The organism is Chryseobacterium sp. UNC8MFCol, from assembly GCF_000482305.1.
Classification (GTDB): Bacteria; Bacteroidota; Bacteroidia; order Flavobacteriales; family Weeksellaceae; genus Chryseobacterium; species Chryseobacterium indologenes.
Genome location: NZ_KI535293.1, coordinates 251,773 through 267,540 on the forward strand (window position 1 = coordinate 251,773; position 15,768 = coordinate 267,540).

At 34.8% G+C, this 15,768-nt stretch carries 17 protein-coding genes; 3 read left to right on the forward strand and 14 right to left on the reverse strand.

The genetic code is table 11. The features are described 5' to 3' along the window. Positions 1 to 14 precede the first annotated feature (14 nt). The 11 genes from M030_RS0123100 to M030_RS25150 all read right to left on the reverse strand — a co-directional run bounded on the left by M030_RS0123100 (position 15) and on the right by M030_RS25150 (position 9,731). The gene (locus M030_RS0123100) at positions 15 to 554 is read right to left on the reverse strand and encodes a dihydrofolate reductase family protein (protein ID WP_027375576.1); all 540 of its coding nucleotides are present in this window, start codon (positions 552 to 554) and stop codon (positions 15 to 17) included. Between the two features lie 17 nt (positions 555 to 571). Continuing rightward, on the reverse strand, positions 572 to 946 hold the full coding sequence (locus M030_RS0123105) for a VOC family protein (protein ID WP_027375577.1): 375 nt from the start codon (positions 944 to 946) through the stop codon (positions 572 to 574). Continuing rightward, the gene (locus tag M030_RS0123110; RefSeq protein ID WP_027375578.1) at positions 943 to 3,003 is read right to left on the reverse strand and encodes a M48 family metalloprotease; all 2,061 of its coding nucleotides are present in this window, start codon (positions 3,001 to 3,003) and stop codon (positions 943 to 945) included. Before M030_RS0123110 ends, M030_RS0123105 begins: the two co-directional genes overlap by 4 nt. A 126-nt stretch (positions 3,004 to 3,129) precedes the next feature. Continuing rightward, positions 3,130 to 3,630, reverse strand: a complete 501-nt coding sequence (locus M030_RS0123115) for a DUF2004 domain-containing protein (RefSeq protein ID WP_027375579.1) — start codon at positions 3,628 to 3,630, stop codon at positions 3,130 to 3,132. A 133-nt stretch (positions 3,631 to 3,763) separates the two neighbouring features. Further along, on the reverse strand, positions 3,764 to 4,387 hold the full coding sequence (locus tag M030_RS0123120; protein WP_027375580.1) for a hypothetical protein: 624 nt from the start codon (positions 4,385 to 4,387) through the stop codon (positions 3,764 to 3,766). A 185-nt stretch (positions 4,388 to 4,572) separates the two neighbouring features. Beyond that, a complete protein-coding gene (locus M030_RS0123125; RefSeq protein ID WP_027375581.1) occupies positions 4,573 to 5,343 on the reverse strand; it encodes a hypothetical protein in 771 nt (256 codons plus the stop codon). A 22-nt stretch (positions 5,344 to 5,365) separates the two neighbouring features. Further along, positions 5,366 to 6,025, reverse strand: coding sequence for a DUF2461 domain-containing protein (locus M030_RS0123130; protein WP_027375582.1), 660 nt, complete (start codon positions 6,023 to 6,025; stop codon positions 5,366 to 5,368). A 244-nt stretch (positions 6,026 to 6,269) separates the two neighbouring features. Continuing rightward, positions 6,270 to 6,758, reverse strand: a complete 489-nt coding sequence (locus M030_RS0123135) for a hypothetical protein (RefSeq protein WP_027375583.1) — start codon at positions 6,756 to 6,758, stop codon at positions 6,270 to 6,272. Positions 6,759 to 6,802: 44 nt separating this feature from the next. Further along, positions 6,803 to 7,453, reverse strand: coding sequence for a DUF4919 domain-containing protein (locus tag M030_RS0123140; protein WP_172523094.1), 651 nt, complete (start codon positions 7,451 to 7,453; stop codon positions 6,803 to 6,805). A gap of 93 nt (positions 7,454 to 7,546) precedes the next feature. Continuing rightward, entirely contained in the window at positions 7,547 to 8,722 is a 1,176-nt protein-coding gene (locus M030_RS25145) for a T9SS C-terminal target domain-containing protein (RefSeq protein WP_155860299.1), read from the reverse strand. 484 nt (positions 8,723 to 9,206) lie between these two features. Beyond that, positions 9,207 to 9,731, reverse strand: coding sequence for a hypothetical protein (locus M030_RS25150; protein ID WP_155860300.1), 525 nt, complete (start codon positions 9,729 to 9,731; stop codon positions 9,207 to 9,209). Between the two features lie 500 nt (positions 9,732 to 10,231). Here M030_RS25150 and M030_RS0123155 point away from each other — a divergent pair, with 500 nt between their 5' ends. The 3 genes from M030_RS0123155 to M030_RS0123175 all read left to right on the forward strand — a co-directional run bounded on the left by M030_RS0123155 (position 10,232) and on the right by M030_RS0123175 (position 12,202). Then, positions 10,232 to 10,465 (forward strand): helix-turn-helix domain-containing protein, encoded by a 234-nt coding sequence (locus M030_RS0123155; RefSeq protein WP_027375587.1) that lies wholly within the window; start codon positions 10,232 to 10,234, stop codon positions 10,463 to 10,465. Between the two features lie 463 nt (positions 10,466 to 10,928). After that, positions 10,929 to 11,567, forward strand: coding sequence for an HD domain-containing protein (locus M030_RS0123170; protein ID WP_027375588.1), 639 nt, complete (start codon positions 10,929 to 10,931; stop codon positions 11,565 to 11,567). 29 nt (positions 11,568 to 11,596) lie between these two features. Then, a complete protein-coding gene (locus M030_RS0123175; protein ID WP_185097409.1) occupies positions 11,597 to 12,202 on the forward strand; it encodes a YqcI/YcgG family protein in 606 nt (201 codons plus the stop codon). A gap of 313 nt (positions 12,203 to 12,515) precedes the next feature. Here the strand turns inward: M030_RS0123175 and M030_RS0123180 are convergent, their stop codons facing one another. The 3 genes from M030_RS0123180 to M030_RS0123190 form a co-directional block, all read right to left on the reverse strand. Beyond that, a complete protein-coding gene (locus M030_RS0123180; RefSeq protein WP_027375590.1) occupies positions 12,516 to 13,379 on the reverse strand; it encodes an SIR2 family protein in 864 nt (287 codons plus the stop codon). A 1-nt stretch (position 13,380) separates the two neighbouring features. Next, positions 13,381 to 14,370, reverse strand: a complete 990-nt coding sequence (locus M030_RS0123185) for a ParA family protein (RefSeq protein ID WP_027375591.1) — start codon at positions 14,368 to 14,370, stop codon at positions 13,381 to 13,383. A 427-nt stretch (positions 14,371 to 14,797) separates the two neighbouring features. After that, positions 14,798 to 15,694 (reverse strand): alpha/beta hydrolase family protein, encoded by an 897-nt coding sequence (locus tag M030_RS0123190; RefSeq protein WP_027375592.1) that lies wholly within the window; start codon positions 15,692 to 15,694, stop codon positions 14,798 to 14,800. Positions 15,695 to 15,768 lie beyond the last annotated feature (74 nt).

The following is a 15,768-nucleotide window of genomic DNA, read 5'->3' on the forward strand; positions in this document are numbered from 1 at the left end:
AAGTCTTTTCATACTTATACTTCGTAGATAAGCTGTACTACACCCGATTTAAAAACATTGGTTTTGATAAGCTTCAGATTTAATCTTTCTTTTAACTCTTCAAAAAGGGGTTTTCCCGTTCCTAAAGCAACCGGATGAACTGATATTCTATAGACATCCACCAGATTATTTTGAATAAAAGTGTTGATAAGGCTCGCCCCGCCGTACAGCCAGATATCTTTTCCACCCTGATTTTTTATTTCAGTAACCTTTTCAATGATATCGGAGGTAATAAAAGTAGCATTTTCATCTTCCCTGTGCTGGCTTGAAAAGACAAATTTATCTTTTGCATGCACCCCTTTCCAGAGCTGTTGCTCTGCGGGAGCTGCATTTTCCTCCGGCTGGTAGTTTCCCCATAGGTCGTAGCTTTTTCTTCCGTAGAAAATGGTATCGATACCGGATAGAAATCCATCAAAATCCATGTCGTCATCCATGATGCACCAATCGATTTCTCCGTTGGGGCCTTCTATAAATCCGTCTAAAGTGGTGGCTAAATCCAGTATTACTTTTTTCATTGTGCAGATTGGTTATTTTATTTTTTACATTTCAGCTGAAATACATTTCCTTCTGGATCTGTACCGTCGCACAGCCAGAAATCATAGTTTTCAAATGTTTTAATATCTCTCATTCCTACATTTTTGGACAGAAGCTCTGCTCTTGCCGATTCGATATCGATATCAATTTCGAAAACTAATTTGGTATTACTGTCAAATATATGATTTGTATTTATTTTTTCCATGTACTGATCACCGATTCTATGTAAACCAATCCTTGCTGCTCCGGCATCCAGTAAAACCCAGATCGGGCCTTCTTCAATAATTTTCAGATTGAAATGTTCAGCGTAGAAATTTTTGAGCAATTCAACATTTTGTACATAAAGGATGATGGTGTCTAATGTAACATTCATAGTTCTGCTTTTTCAATTTCGGATGCAGTTTTCAATTCCTTCATGATGGCCAATACATCTTTTTTCAGGCGGAAATATTTTCTGCTCAAAAGGTAAGGATATATGTTAATTGCTTTCATCATGATCTGCAGATGAGATTCCATATATTGATCATTATTAAAATAGATCAGATCATTGATAAGGTAATAATTAAGATCTTTTATATCCTGCTCTTCCAGATCAAGACCAATTGTATTGCTTTCCAGATAAGGCTTGATTTCATTTTTCAGCATTTCTTCAAAAGGCTTAAGATTTATGAAATTTCGTTTGATCTGGTCAAACGTTGTTTTTGTATTAATAAAAGCTGTTGCATTGGCAATATCTGTATAAACCTGAAGCTTTTGGTCGTATTGACTGTCCAGATCAGCAAGGAGTTTGTAACGGCTGATAAATTCTGATTTTTTCCCCGAATCAGCTGCGGACATCAGAAAGTGATTGTATATATTCAGGTCGTTTTGCTGGATCCTGGCTTTGATTTCTATGATAGATTTTTCCAGCATAGGAATCAGTTTTTTGGCTTCTCCGGAAGTGTATTTCTCTCCGTCATAATCAAATGTCTTAAGAACCAATTCTTTATTGATAATGGCTTCAATCATTTTTTTATCACTTTCCAGGGCTATAATTGTATACACCCATTCTACTTTCTCTTTACTGAAAAGTTCATCAAAAGAAAACCTTCCGGAAGAAGTGTTTTCCTGAACTGTAAAGTCTGGGTTTTTATTGTCATAATAATTGTTGAATATTTTATCAAAAGAGTCCTTCTTATAATTTTCTTCAAATTCCGTTTTGAAAATATCGAGCTCCAGATCGGTTCTTCCTTTCTGATATTTTACTCTTGAGAAAAGTTTTGCTGTCAGTTTTTCTTCTATCTGTTCAAAATTATGAAACAAATTTCTTGCAGGTCCATGATCTGTTTCTTTGGTAATATTTAGTGCTCTGAGTTTTGCAATACGTTCTTCATGAGATGGATGTGAAGCCCACTGATTTTCAATCACCAGTTTTGATTTATTAAAAAGTCCGGATTCAGATAGCTTAACATTCGGAAGATTATGCTTTATCTCCAATTCGTTTAACTGAGCAAAAAAATTCATCACAAAAAATTGTTCTTTGTAAATGTTTTTGCTGGATTGATTCTTGGAAATTTTATGATCATAAAAACTAAGCACATTATTATAGGAGCTACTGGCCAGCTCTATTCTTAAAAGGGATTCTTCTAACGCCAGAGAACCTGCAATATGTGCAGCTACTTCGTCGGCATGGAACTCCATTTCTCTGGAAAGTGCCATATGACGGATATTAACAAAGGAATACATTTTGGTAAGGACCCATTGAATTTTCTGAGTAATGAAAAGTGAAATAGCCGCAAAAATGGAGAAATAACCACTCATATTTGCCCAGCTTTCTATCGAATTACGATAAGATTCATCATCATTCACCAGATTGAAAATAATTTTGTTCACATTATAAACATAACTTCCTACTTTCATAGAACGTTGAGAAAAATGACCGAACTCATGGGAGAGGATCGCTTTCAGTTCTTGTTTTGTAGAGGTGTTGACAAGCCCGACGCCGATCGTCAGATTCTTTTTGATGGGAAGAAACATACTCCAGAAACTTGAATCATAAAATACACTCGCATTTACATCGTAAGATAGATATGTCTTTTTAGGAAAATCTGTTCCTGTTTCTTTTACAATTTCATCAATCATTTTGAAAAGCTCCGGCTCTTCTGATCTTGTGATTTCCGTAAGATGACTTCTGTCGGTAATGTGTTTTTTGAATAGAAATTTAATGATAAAAAAGAAGATAAATACTCCGGTTCCTATAGCTCCGACACCTAGCATTAAGGTCAGAAACATCGGCTTTGCAATGATCAGAGCGATTCCTCCTACTACACAGGCTATCGTTACTAAAAGAGTAAAAAGAAACAAAAGAATATAAACGACCACGAAAATAGTAATGGCCACAATAGCGGATTTACTTTTCTTTTTGAAATCCTCAGAAACTTGAATATACATGGAAATAATTTTTTACAATATTACATTCATAAACCTTATAAAACAAAAAACCATTCTAAAAAATAGAATGGATCAATTTTATCAATTATCTTTTCTGTGTTTGACATTTTTTAATAGGTGATTTTTTTAACTTTCCATAGCCATATAATCCAATTGCCCGTTTTCATCCGTATTGATGACCACCAGATAATCGGTGAGATCCTGCCCGATAGAATAATCCAGGATGGCAAAGGTATCTTCACTGTCGGGATAAAATCCTACCCTTACCAGTTCCAGTTTTGTTAATAATTGCTGTTCAGGTTCGATGTTTGGATCATTAAAGTTAATCAGTGCTGAAAGTTCTTCTCTGTCGATTTCTTCAAGATGGTGTTCCAGGTAAGATTTTACCGTATCGCCGTCCTGATCGTGATAGTCTTCAGTGATGTATGTTTTGTTTTGCTTATCGAATTTTTCAATATTCTCCAGGAAGTTTTTTACTTTGTCCAGTTTGGCAGGATCAATGCTTGGGTTTTCAAAATTCAGATCGAGCTGGATCTCATTGCCTTTAAAGTCGATGTTGACATCGTAATATTCTTCTAAATTTTGCAGGGCTACCTTTCCGAAATGAGGGAGTGTATAATCTGTCATGAGTATAGTTTTTATTTTTTATTGCAGCGGATTGCCGCTGCTCCAATTTACGAATTTCATTGATACGAAAGGACGCAGCCGGAGAAATGGTGCATCTTTTTATACATGAGCCTTGCCGATACCGAAGCAGATCTTATTGATACGGCTCATTAACCTTTTTTATTTTATTTCTTGCCTCTTCAATATTAAATTTGTCCGGATCACACGGAACAGAAGGGATCTCGTGATCAAATAAAAAATCATTCAGGTCGTCACAATCCGGGAGAATATTAAATTCTTTTTTTTCGGCATCCAGTACCACGGCTTTGGGTCTGCTGGTGATAGAAGTACTGATGAGTGCTTTGGCCCAGCCATCGCTCATATTCTCTTCAAAATATAGAAACCGGCCATAGCCTGTAACCTTACAAAATCTTGAAAACTGATCGGGCAAAAACCCCCGGTCGTCTTTGTTGGTGTATTTTTTATAGGTTTGAAAATACAGTTCTCCCTGATACGAAACAGCTAATGGTTTTCTTATTTTCTCATTATTTTGCTTCTCATAAAAGTAAACCTTCTCCGGCAGATGGTCAGATTCAGATTTTGCTGGACTTTTATAATATACTTCTGTGGTTGAAGTAGGGGTTTTGTTTAAAACATCTTCCAGGGCCATATAAATGCCTTCCGGAAAATCTCCCTTTCTGAAAGACTGATACTCTTTTATCTGCCCGTTCAGGATATTGTAGATAAAAAAGATACAAGCGAAAATATACAACTTCATGCAATGTCTGTTTTGAGCGGTTCTGATTAGTTTTTCAACAGTGAAATTACAAAAAAGCAGACATGAAAAATGAGGTTCAGTAAAGGTTAACGTTTATTTAATGTTGACCATTACACCCATTTTTTATTCATTTGAAGTGAGAAAAGTAAAATGTTTTTTTTGGGGGGAAGGTGGTATTCTGTAAATCAGTAATCAACAATGACGAAATCCAGCTTTTTACTCATCAGGAAAAACATGTCCATATAATCTTCAGATGGTGGTTGTGCATATTCTTTTTGTAAGGCCTCAATTTCTTTTTTGGACATTTTTTTGGTATTATTCTCAGACAATTCCGTTTTCTTGTCGTTTTCCCAATCTCTGATGAATTCTTTTAATGCCGTTTTATAGGTATCTGTTTTTTTGTATTCTTCAAACTGGTTGAGTTTGAATTTTACGAATTCATCTTTATCCAGCGCCTTTTCTTTAACCACAGTATCGTTTTTTATCGTGATCAGTTTATACCGGTCGTATAGAGACGAATAGCTGAAATTGGAAAACTCAACTAATTTTCCATCCGGAATAACAAGCACACCCGAATAATTCAGAACGACTTTTTTATTTTTAAATAACTGCTTGTACACCGAAATATAGTTGCGTTTTGTCGAATTGATATTTTGAATTTCAAGATCGGCTAAAACCAGATTATTATTTTCAAGTTTGAAGGTGGCTATATATCCACGGTAATTTCCCGTGCTAAACGGAAGGGGGATGGCTTCAGTCCTGTATCTTTTGAACATAGTCAGGTGGGGGCCGTAGACAGGATGATATTCCGGATGATCCTTAAAGTATTTTTCCAGCGGATTATTCAGCAGGCTGTATTCTTTGTCGTTGATGATGATTCTGTCCGGCGCCTGGGCCGTTGCAAAAATTTTTATGATGGAAAAGGTAAATAGAAGGATTACAATTTTTAATTTCATTCTGGTACGTCTAAAGATGCTTTTAAAACAGAGGCTCTCCGTTGAGGTCCGTAGTCAGTACCTCACTCATATAATCAAAGAACGGACGCATCGCCAGCAGAGTTTGCAAAACTTCTTTTTGAAAATTGTCTGATACTACTTCCTTATCCGTAAATTTTCTCATCACCACAAATTGCTTTTTCCTGATCAGGTGTATGGCCGGATGATTTTTATCAAACCCCCGCGGAGCCGTTTTTACGGAATCACCTTGAAGCTCGCCGAAATATTTTACAAAGGTCTTGTCGGAAGTTATCTTTTCGATTTCTGTAGTGCTGATTTCAAATTCTTTGCGGATACGAAGCAGATCATTAGCCTCAGGTCCCCAGAATCCGCCTCCCACAAAACTGTTGCCGGGTTCCAGCTGAATATAATATCCGCCCCTCAACATGGGTTTTGAACGGGAATATCCAACCCCGAAATCAGTTTTATAAGGTGTTTTATCTTTAGAAAAACGAACATCCCTGTAAATCCTGAAAATATGAATTCCTTTTAACTTGTCATATTCCTGAAGTTCATTATAAATCCGGGTAAAAAAGGTTTTGTTTTCTTTCACAATCGAATCATATTCCGGTTTGTGGGCAGAAAACCATTCTCGGTTGTTGTTTTCTCTTAATTGGGTAAGGAAGTCGAAGGCTTTTTTCATTGGAGAGGGTACTTTGCAGTTTTATTTTAGATGAAAGATAAAATCGTTTTTATTATAATTTTTTTAAACCAGAAAGAGTATCATTATATCTGGTTTCCCTTTTTTATTCGCAAGCATAAAGATTTTCTGTCATCTCTGAAGATATTCTCATCAGTAATGATATCTTTAATTTCAGACTCAAAAAATAGAATCATTATTCCGTTTTGTAAAAATAGTATAATCATTTAAGGGGCACGTTATAAACTTAATTTGAATTTTTAAATTCTTTTTTCAAAACCTGATCTATAAGTATTCCGAAAATGATAAATCCAATACTTGAATAAGGAAAGCTTGTGATAGCCGAAAAAATGAGTTGCCCGTCACTCCTGAAATCTAAAAATAAACCCCAATATATATAAAATCCCAGTGGATGAATAATAAAATAAAAGATAAGCATCTCTATAACTACTTCAACCCACGTCAAATGAATTCCCTTATTAGCCATATTTTTGATCCCAGTTAACACTAAGAGAAGAAAGATGATTAATATTAAAACAAAAATTAGAATCGTTACCTTTCCCACATTAGAGTATGGATTTTTGTTTACAAAATTCTCTGCAATTAGTTCTATGATGCTTCCCGGGATCACGGTGAAAACAGGAACGAGGTAAGTGAATGTTAATAAGAAAGATAGTAAACTGAAAATGGCCCCAATTTTAAGTCCTAAATTTCTATTTTTGATGAATGTTGCCATAGTAGTGCAAACCCTATTTTTATTTTGTAAGGTCGGGATTTTCTTTAAAAATATCCCCCCACAAGTTTTACAAAAATGTTTCTATCTCCGATTGTATAAATTGTCAGAATGCTGCCGTCCGGAAGATCTTTTGTTTTTTGATTGAATTCTTCTCTGGGTCCCGAACTTGCTAATTCTTGAAGTTGTTGTAAAACTTCACCGGGCGTTAAAACACAGATTGCTGTTTCTTCACTTTTTCCATCGCCGCTTTTTTCTATAGTTTTAATGATCAGATCCTTTTGTTGAGAACATAATTGTTCCTTTTGTTTTTCATCAAGGGCGCGGTAAATATTCATCATATCATCCAGTAAATTTTTATTGAGAGGATTAATTGAGTATTTTGATTCAGCCTCGGTGACGATCTTTTCTGCTTTGCTTTTTGACAATCTTTTTTGAGCAGGCTTCCAGAATGTGCCGGATTCACGGTTATAATTTCCAATGGAATATTCCATTTTTACGAATTTGCTTCCATAGTAAAGTTGATTCAGTTCTTCCTGCGTTAATTTAGACGGACTTACTTTGAATATATCTAAAAGTTTATAAAAATTTTCCTGCGGATTTTCGATGACATTCTTTTTAATAAGTTCTGTGTTTATTTGTGTGTAGAATACCTGAAAAACTAAAACTAAAATTCCTGAAATAATATATTTTCTCATTTGCATTTAAAATGGTTTGTTACTTTTTTTCTACTGGCAGAAAAAGTACTGATGATGTATAGATACTTTATATGATGTACTCTTCCCTAGAAATTATCTGAAAACTTTAATCTGCTGCAGCATCCCTTTCTCATCTTTAAAACTAAAAATGTACTTCCCGGGCTGCACTTTAGACAGGTCTATCGCTTTATTATAATAAGCAAAACCTTTGCTTATTTCCCGTCCATCAGCGGAGTAAACGGTATATTCAAACTGATTGCTGTTATTTTTATTGCTGATGATGAAGCCGTCTCTGGCTGCATTGGTATAGACTCTTGTTTTAGTTTCATAATTTTCAGCAGCGGTATTTGAGGAGAGGGCACTTTCTGTAATATCTGCTGCCTGTATACTTTTAATAGCTGATTTGGTTAGAGAAGTTGTACTACCGCCGATGATGTATAGCTTATTGTTATAGATTTCTGCGGCAGCATGCCTCCTGGGGATCATATTGGATGATAACGGATGGAACTTATGGGTTGTCGTATCAAAATAGGCCAGAAAAGTTTGATTATTATAGCCTCCTGCGATGAAAATCTTATCGCCGGATACGGCTAATGCATGTCCCGATATCCCCGAAGGCATCGTATATTGGTTGGTCCAGCGGTCGGTTTTGAGGTCGTATACATTGATCAGGCGGGATGATGTACCGTTGAAGCCACCAATCACATACAACTTATCATTCACGATTTTGCCTTTTGCTTCTCTGGCTGTGGGCATGTCGGGTAACGGATGCCATGTATCGGAAGCGATATCATAATATTGAAACCTGTCAGAAAATTTGGTGGTTGCAGCGCCGTTTAGCCCGCTGCCGCCGAAGACATATATTTTGCCGTTATAGATGGCCGACCCTGCATTTCCTGTATACGAACGATTCACAGCGCCTTTCTTTATTGTATTGGTAGCAAGGTCTACAATTTCAAGATGGCTGTTTCCCCAGCCGTTAAAAATATAGATTTTATGATCGTAAGTTTCCGAATTCGCAAATTTTTTGGGGAGCAGGGTAGCGTTGAGGATGCTCCATTTGTTATCCGTAATATTATATTTTTCAATGTAATTGGCACTGCCGCCGTTTTCCTGATAGCCATTGCTTACGTATATATTATCATCCACAATTACACTGGTGATGGCACCTCTGCCGGCAGACATATTGGCGAGACTCTTAAAATTAAGCGTTTGTGCGCGGGTGAGCAGTGAGCCGAAAAATAAAAGGAAGACTAATTTTGTTTTCAAGGGTATGGGCTTTAGTGTTTGTTTTTTGTGACGGAATTGAATTGGATAACCGTGGTTTAAAGATAGGAAAAAGTTGAAGAGTATTTTCTAAAATCGCTTGTAATCAGATGAGCATCGGGTTATTTTCCTACACGCACTGCGGCTTCACCGATGTTTTGCATTTTATTTTCAGTATGGGTATACCCCCTTAGGTAAGGGGGTAAATGGAGTTGTGTATGGGGCTATACTTTGTTGTTCAACGGTCTGCGGGCCGCCTGGAAGAGCCTATAACCACTTACACAAGGGCCTTCAGGCATTTATACAAGTGTATAAAGGCATTGTATGAAGTGTTTATAGTGGTTACAAAAGTGGCCGGAGCCCCTTGATGAAGTGGCCCGAGACGGGTATAAGATTAGCTGGAGGGGCTTCCGGAGCAGGTAACGGATGTTTTATTGTCCCGAATCTGATGATTCCGGACGATGTATTTTTTGGGTGCAATGTTTTTTTATGGCTTCTTTTTCCTTTGTACAATGAGGTAGGCTGCATCCAGCATTTTGACCAGATGGATGTATGGGTTTATGATATTCCTTTCCGGAAGGTTGTCATACATTCCCAGTGAGAAATAGACCATCCCGGACATAAAATAATCAAACTCCTGTATACTGTACTCCCTGAATGCCTTTCTAAAAACCAACAGGGGATTTTTGTATTCTTTCCCAGAAAGCAAGCCAAGGACGAATGGAGGGACCTCTTCCGTGACAGTATTGAAGGTGCCTTTCTTTTCCTTTATTGCTATCGCGTAGCCTGCACGGATGAACAACCGCATTGACTGGTGAAAATGGAGAATGACGGACGGGTCTTCCCGTATGCAGCTATTTCTTTTGATGGCATAGTTCATTATGCTGTTCAGGTGGCCTTTGGATGCTGTAAGGTCATTGAGCTGGAAGTAAGTCTCCATCATCTGCAAGCCGTAATACTTTTTGTGACTTTTCCCGAGCCGGGACTGAAAGTCTGTTCTGATTTTTTGCATGAGTCTGTATTTTTTATTGTACGGTTTTACCGGCCGTATAGAGGAAATCCCTCGCATACAAGCCTATTGAATAGAGTAGAATTTGTGTTTTTCTAAAAGCCCGAAAGCCGCAATGGATTGTACACTCCATTGTACCGTATCATGATACTTGATGTGGTAAAGCAGGCTTAGAAAAAGATGATTGCAGAAAGCAGAACAGCATGAAAATAAAAAGGCATGAGACTCTACAATATCCGCTTTTGAGGCACTGGTATACCATTGGAACAGATAAGAGAGCCCACGCCTAGGTCGTGAGCTTCCTGCTTATCGTCTTGTTCCTATTAAAAATTACCAGTTTTCAAAAGCAAGATTCTAAGCAATAGCTTCTATATTTCTTTGAAGTATCGCAAAATTACTCTAATGAGTAATCTTTTCCAAATATAAGAAATATTCATTTTGTTACAAGTACTTGTAACAAATTTTATTAAAAAAATTACGCCCTTTGTACAAAGTGCTAATAAATGGACGTTTTACAAGACGATATACTAAAAAGATTTGGAGAACACGTCAAAAATTTAAGACTTAAATCCGGGCTTACCCAAGATGATGTTGTTCTCAATAGTTCCAAAATTACTAAAGGTACAGTAAGCGATATAGAAAATGGAAAAAGAAACTTTGCATTTACTACATTAATTGATTTGGCTAGAGGTCTAAACGTATCACCTAAAGATCTATTGGATTTCAAAATTGATTAGAAATCCTGAATTTGTCCTGAACTAGAATAAAAAATAATCTCCGAAGTCGAAGACTTCGGAGATTATTTTTTATAGATTGGTTTTATTTTATTTGTGCAAAGTCAGGAGAGTTTGCGCAGCACTTTAGATTGCTTTTTAGTTCCATTAGACAGAATAAAACTAATCAGGGGAGATATTAATTTTAATTTCAGCAATCTTTTGATTTTTTATATAATAAAATTCATTACATGGTGATTTATTTTTTTTACTTTTGCAATGAATAAATAAAATTATAATAAAATTAAGAATTATTTTGATGATGCTTTTTAATAGCATACATGATTTCCTGCTGTGGAGAATGCAATCCTCAAAATAAGGAAGTTCCAACAGAAAGTATTCATTCTAATAGCAGTCACTCAACAAAATAATGCTTTTCTTATTTTGGGTAGAAGAAATGGTATAAATACAATTAAATATATAAAATATGAACATTGACAATTTAAAATCTATTTATGAAGTAATAAAATTATCGGAAAATTTAAAAAAAGAATTGAGACATAGCTGGCTGTCAGATAACAGAAGAGAAAGTGTGGCAGAGCATACATGGAGAGTCTCTTTTATGGCCATCTTATTAGAACCTCTTATAAAAGAAGAATTTCATGGAATAGATTATAATAAAGTAATTAGAATGATAATAGTTCATGATATAGTTGAGGCCATATCAGGAGATGTATTTTTGACAGAACAGATAAAAGATCCTTCAATAAAATTGATAAAAAAACAAAAGGAAAAGGAAGCTATTAAATTTATTACTGATAAATTGAAAAGTTCAAATGGAGAAGAAATTTTAGAATTATTTTTAGAATTCGAAGATAAAAAATCGATAGAGGCTATAATAGCAAACTCAATGGATAAGCTAGAAGCTCAAATACAACATAATCAATCTAATATAGATACATGGGAAGAAATTGAGTATTCCATGACTTATATATTAAATAAACATACTAAGAATACTTTAGTAATGGATGAATTAAGAAAAATAATAGTAGATGACGCCGAATTAAAAATGAAAGAAAAAGGATTAGATATAGAAGATATCAAAATTAAATCAACGCATCTATAATTTATAGATAATAAATACAAATGAACCAAATGAATACAACTTCCGAACAAAATCAATTTATTATTAAACATATAAAAGATAATACATTGTGTCCTTTTGCCAAAAATTCATACAGTAATACATTAATTAGAATAAATAATTTGGAAGATAATATTGCATTATCTAAGATAAAAAAACAATTAACCAATATTATTGAAAATAGAGATTATGTAAAACAAGATTTTATTTCTTTTTATTTTGATAATTCTATTAGAATAAAAGATGTTAATAATCTTTCTCAAATATTAAGAAAGTTATTATTCTATTTTAATTACAAGTATATGACAGACAGTGTCTCAAGTCTAAAAATAGAAGATGATAAATGGAGATACATTTTTAAAGATACAAAGTGGTTTTTTATCTTTCTTTCCAATATTTACCCAGAAAACCATCCAAGATATTCAAAAATGAATATATTACTTATGCAGCCTGATCACTCGTTTCATCGAATATTTAATTATAAAAATAAGGAACATGTTAAGAGAAATGTTAGACTTTTATTTAAAAGAAAAGGAATAATATATAACCATAAAATAAATGAATCATCAAAATATATAATATCTGTAAATGCTAATGATATTGTAAAATGGTGGTAGAGAGTATAATAGGAAAATATACGTTGGAGAAGTAAATCAGCTAAGAAAAGTTGCCAAAATAAGGAAGTCTTCTAACAAAACAATATTTTGAAATTAAATTCACATTTCATAAGTACAATCTATTGTATTGTCGTAAATATTCTTGTCAAGATTTTAAAATCCGCTATCCGAAGTCTCCTGACTTTGGATAGTTTTTGCACAAAGTCGGGAGACTTTGCGCAGCGGGGAGACTTTTGCGCAGCGGGGACTTTGCGGAGCGGGGTTAAACAAATATTCATTATAAGATAAGTAGATATACTATTGTAAAAACCGTTTACCATGATTGCAAACTTGCAATCTCTTGACGTTTTATTTCCACATCATTAACTAATTGTGCTAGAGAATCTGTTAGTAATTTGTGATAATTTGAAGAATCATATTCCAAAATTTTTAAACTCATAGTTTCCTTAACTATTTCTTTAACCTTATTATTGAGAGCATTTTTTGGCATCACAATATAATGTTGCTTATTTAGAGGGTATTTAAAAGTAAAGTCTTCCAATAATAACCTCATATCAGGATCATTTGTTCCACAACCAATAAATACAAACGTATGAGTTAAGGATAGAGCTTCAATTATCTGATAAAAATTTCGATATTTAGTCCTTGCCTCCGAATAATCCTTTCTTGTAAAAATTAACTTATCAGTTGAATCTACAGAGCCATGAATCTTAATGATTAAAGGTTCTGGTCTTCTGATACAATCTACTAAGTCATCATCAGTAAATGTTTTAATGATAATATTACCTTGGGATGTACTGTTTGCATATGTGTCATATATTTTATCGAAATTAGGAGTTATTACTATGCGAGAATCTAAATTGTAAATATGTTGATGAATTTCGGCATGATTGAACCTTGGATTTAAGAATTCGTCTTTTATGACTGTATTGAAATCATCTCTCCCTAACTCTTTCTTAATTAATTCACATGCTGTTAAAAAATCACCAGATTTTATTTGTCTATTAATTTCCGATTTTCCACTTAAGTTTTCACTTGAAGAGATTAAAAATTCTTTCCAATCTTTAGGACGTTCACCTACATTATTTGTAGAGTTTTTTGAAACTCCAGCCCCTAAAACAAGAACAGATTTACGTCTTGCAATATCACTAATTAAATTTGGTGGCCAATTTATCATCCTAATCAATATTTTGCATTAATTTAGAAGTTATTTCTTTTAAGGTTTGATCATATTCCTTTACTTTATTAAAGTGAGCTCCAACCACTCCATTCTCAGACTTTAGATCAAATATGGGAACACTACTACTTTGTGATAAGGGAATTAAGCTATTTAGATTAGTAATTTCTCCTAACTTTACAAATTTTAATGATATATCATTATTGGCAATTAAATGTTTTTGAATTGCGTTGGGAATCCTTTTTATTATTTTCTCATATGCATTCACTGGACGTTTAACGCCATTTACTGTTTTGGCAGTATATTGCTGAGTTATATATCCCGCAAATTGTAAATTCCAAGAAACAGGATTATCATTAATTTTGAACTCTTCTAGTTCTCTTAATTTATAATCTTCCAATCCACGATCCAATTGTTTTTTCCATTCGGTTAAAGATTTAGAAATATTTTCAAGTGCCTGTAGACTAAAAATATCTGAAGACATAGGAACAATGTAAAAATCTGAGGCAGCTAATACAGATCTATTTAAAGCTCCTAAAGATGGACCAACATCAAAAAATACATAGTCATAATCATCTTTTAATTTCTCTAATAAATCTTTGAAAAGTAGGGTTGTTTGTAATCCTCTATAATCACCTGACTTTCCATCTAACCAATCCTTGCTTAAAAAATCTTCAGTTAAAGATAATTGTGTGTCACCAGGTATAACATCGATTTTAAAATTGGGGCTTGTGAGAATGGGTAAGTCTGATCTCAAATAACCTTTACCTCTTTGTAGAGGTTTAATAATTTTAAAAATTGTATTTTCAGCTTTATAAATGTCATCTATAAGAGAATATGGAAACATATAAGTAGTAGCATTGCACTGTGGATCTGCATCAATTACTAATACTTTCTTACCTTTCTTTATCTTGAAGTAAGCAGCAATATTACATAATAAGCTAGTTTTTCCGACTCCTCCTTTATTATTAAAGACTACAATTGATTTCATTATTAATTTTTAAGATGTCAACAAATATACGTATTGTATAAAAAAAATGGTTTTAATTAAATATGTAAATACTCCTCTATGAGTTTCTTGCAAAGTTAAAAGATCAAAATAATATTTCCTTACGGGAAGCCGTAATATGAGTAAAAGCAGTCTTACAAAAGCAGAGCGGTTTATATATTAAATTTGTCTTAGTGACTCACTATTACATCATTCCTGATATTTCATCCGATTGCATAGCCGGTTCAGCGCTCTTCACTTCAGGCATTAGCATTCAGTTGTAAGAAGAATTCGTATGATCCGGTTTCTACAATCCTACGCCTCTGCTATCCGAAGTCTCCTGACTTTGGATTGTTTTTGCGCAAAGTCTGGAGACTTTGCGCAGCGGGGCTTGCGGGGGATGTCTGCTTCAAGCATGTTTACACATGCTTTATTGTGAAGATTTAGGTTTTTTACTCTTCACTTTCTGCTTTATCCATTGGATAGCTGCGTCAACGGGGGCAGTATCGGTACCGGAAGACGTATTGTGGCCCAATTGAGGAAAAGACATATAGTTAAAGGGCTTGCCTTGGGCTTTGAGTGTATTCAATTGCTCTATACACAACTTTACCGGGATCTGTATGTCTTTTTCGCCAAAAAGCCAAAGCCCGGGAATTGAAGGGGTATTCAAATAGGTTTTAGGATCAGTCGCTGCAAACTGGTACCTGTCCGGATCTTTTAGGGTATGTTCAATGGCGTCTGCTTCTGTATGGTTTTCCCAAAAACTATGGTTTCCGTTGGTATAGAACTGAAAGCGAAGCTGTTCCAGCGTTGTAATGGTAGGGCCGCTGAACAAAACCATAAACTCAATACCTGGGTTTTTGCTTGCTGCAATCGGGATGATCCATCCTGCCTGGCTGAATCCTACCAGCCCGATTGGGAGTTTTTTCTGTTTCAAATAAGCCTGAAATGTTGTTACAGCTGCATTGGCATCCTGGGCCAATAGATCAAGATTAGCCGTGTCAATATTATTCGTACCTACAGATGGCCCTACATACACGCCTCCGGATTCTCCAACTCCGCGTTTATCATAGGTTAGTACGGCAATACCTTCTTTAGCAAGACGTTTTGCAAACTCCATTTCCCTTTTTACGGGATCAGACCCGTGAACAATTACCACGGCTGCCACCGGTTTTTCAGGTTCTAAAATAGAGCCTGCAAGAGTGATCCCCTGGCTTTCAAATTTTACATCCTGAATGGTTAAACCTGTGGATTGTGAAAAGGCCATTTGCGGTAAAGCTATTAGCAGCAACCAAATAAATACGCCAGAAAGGAAACTGATCTTCATTGTAGATTTTTTCATGGGTCATAGTGAGTCACCAAATATAATAAAAAAAACCGTCCTATAAAGTAGAACGGTTA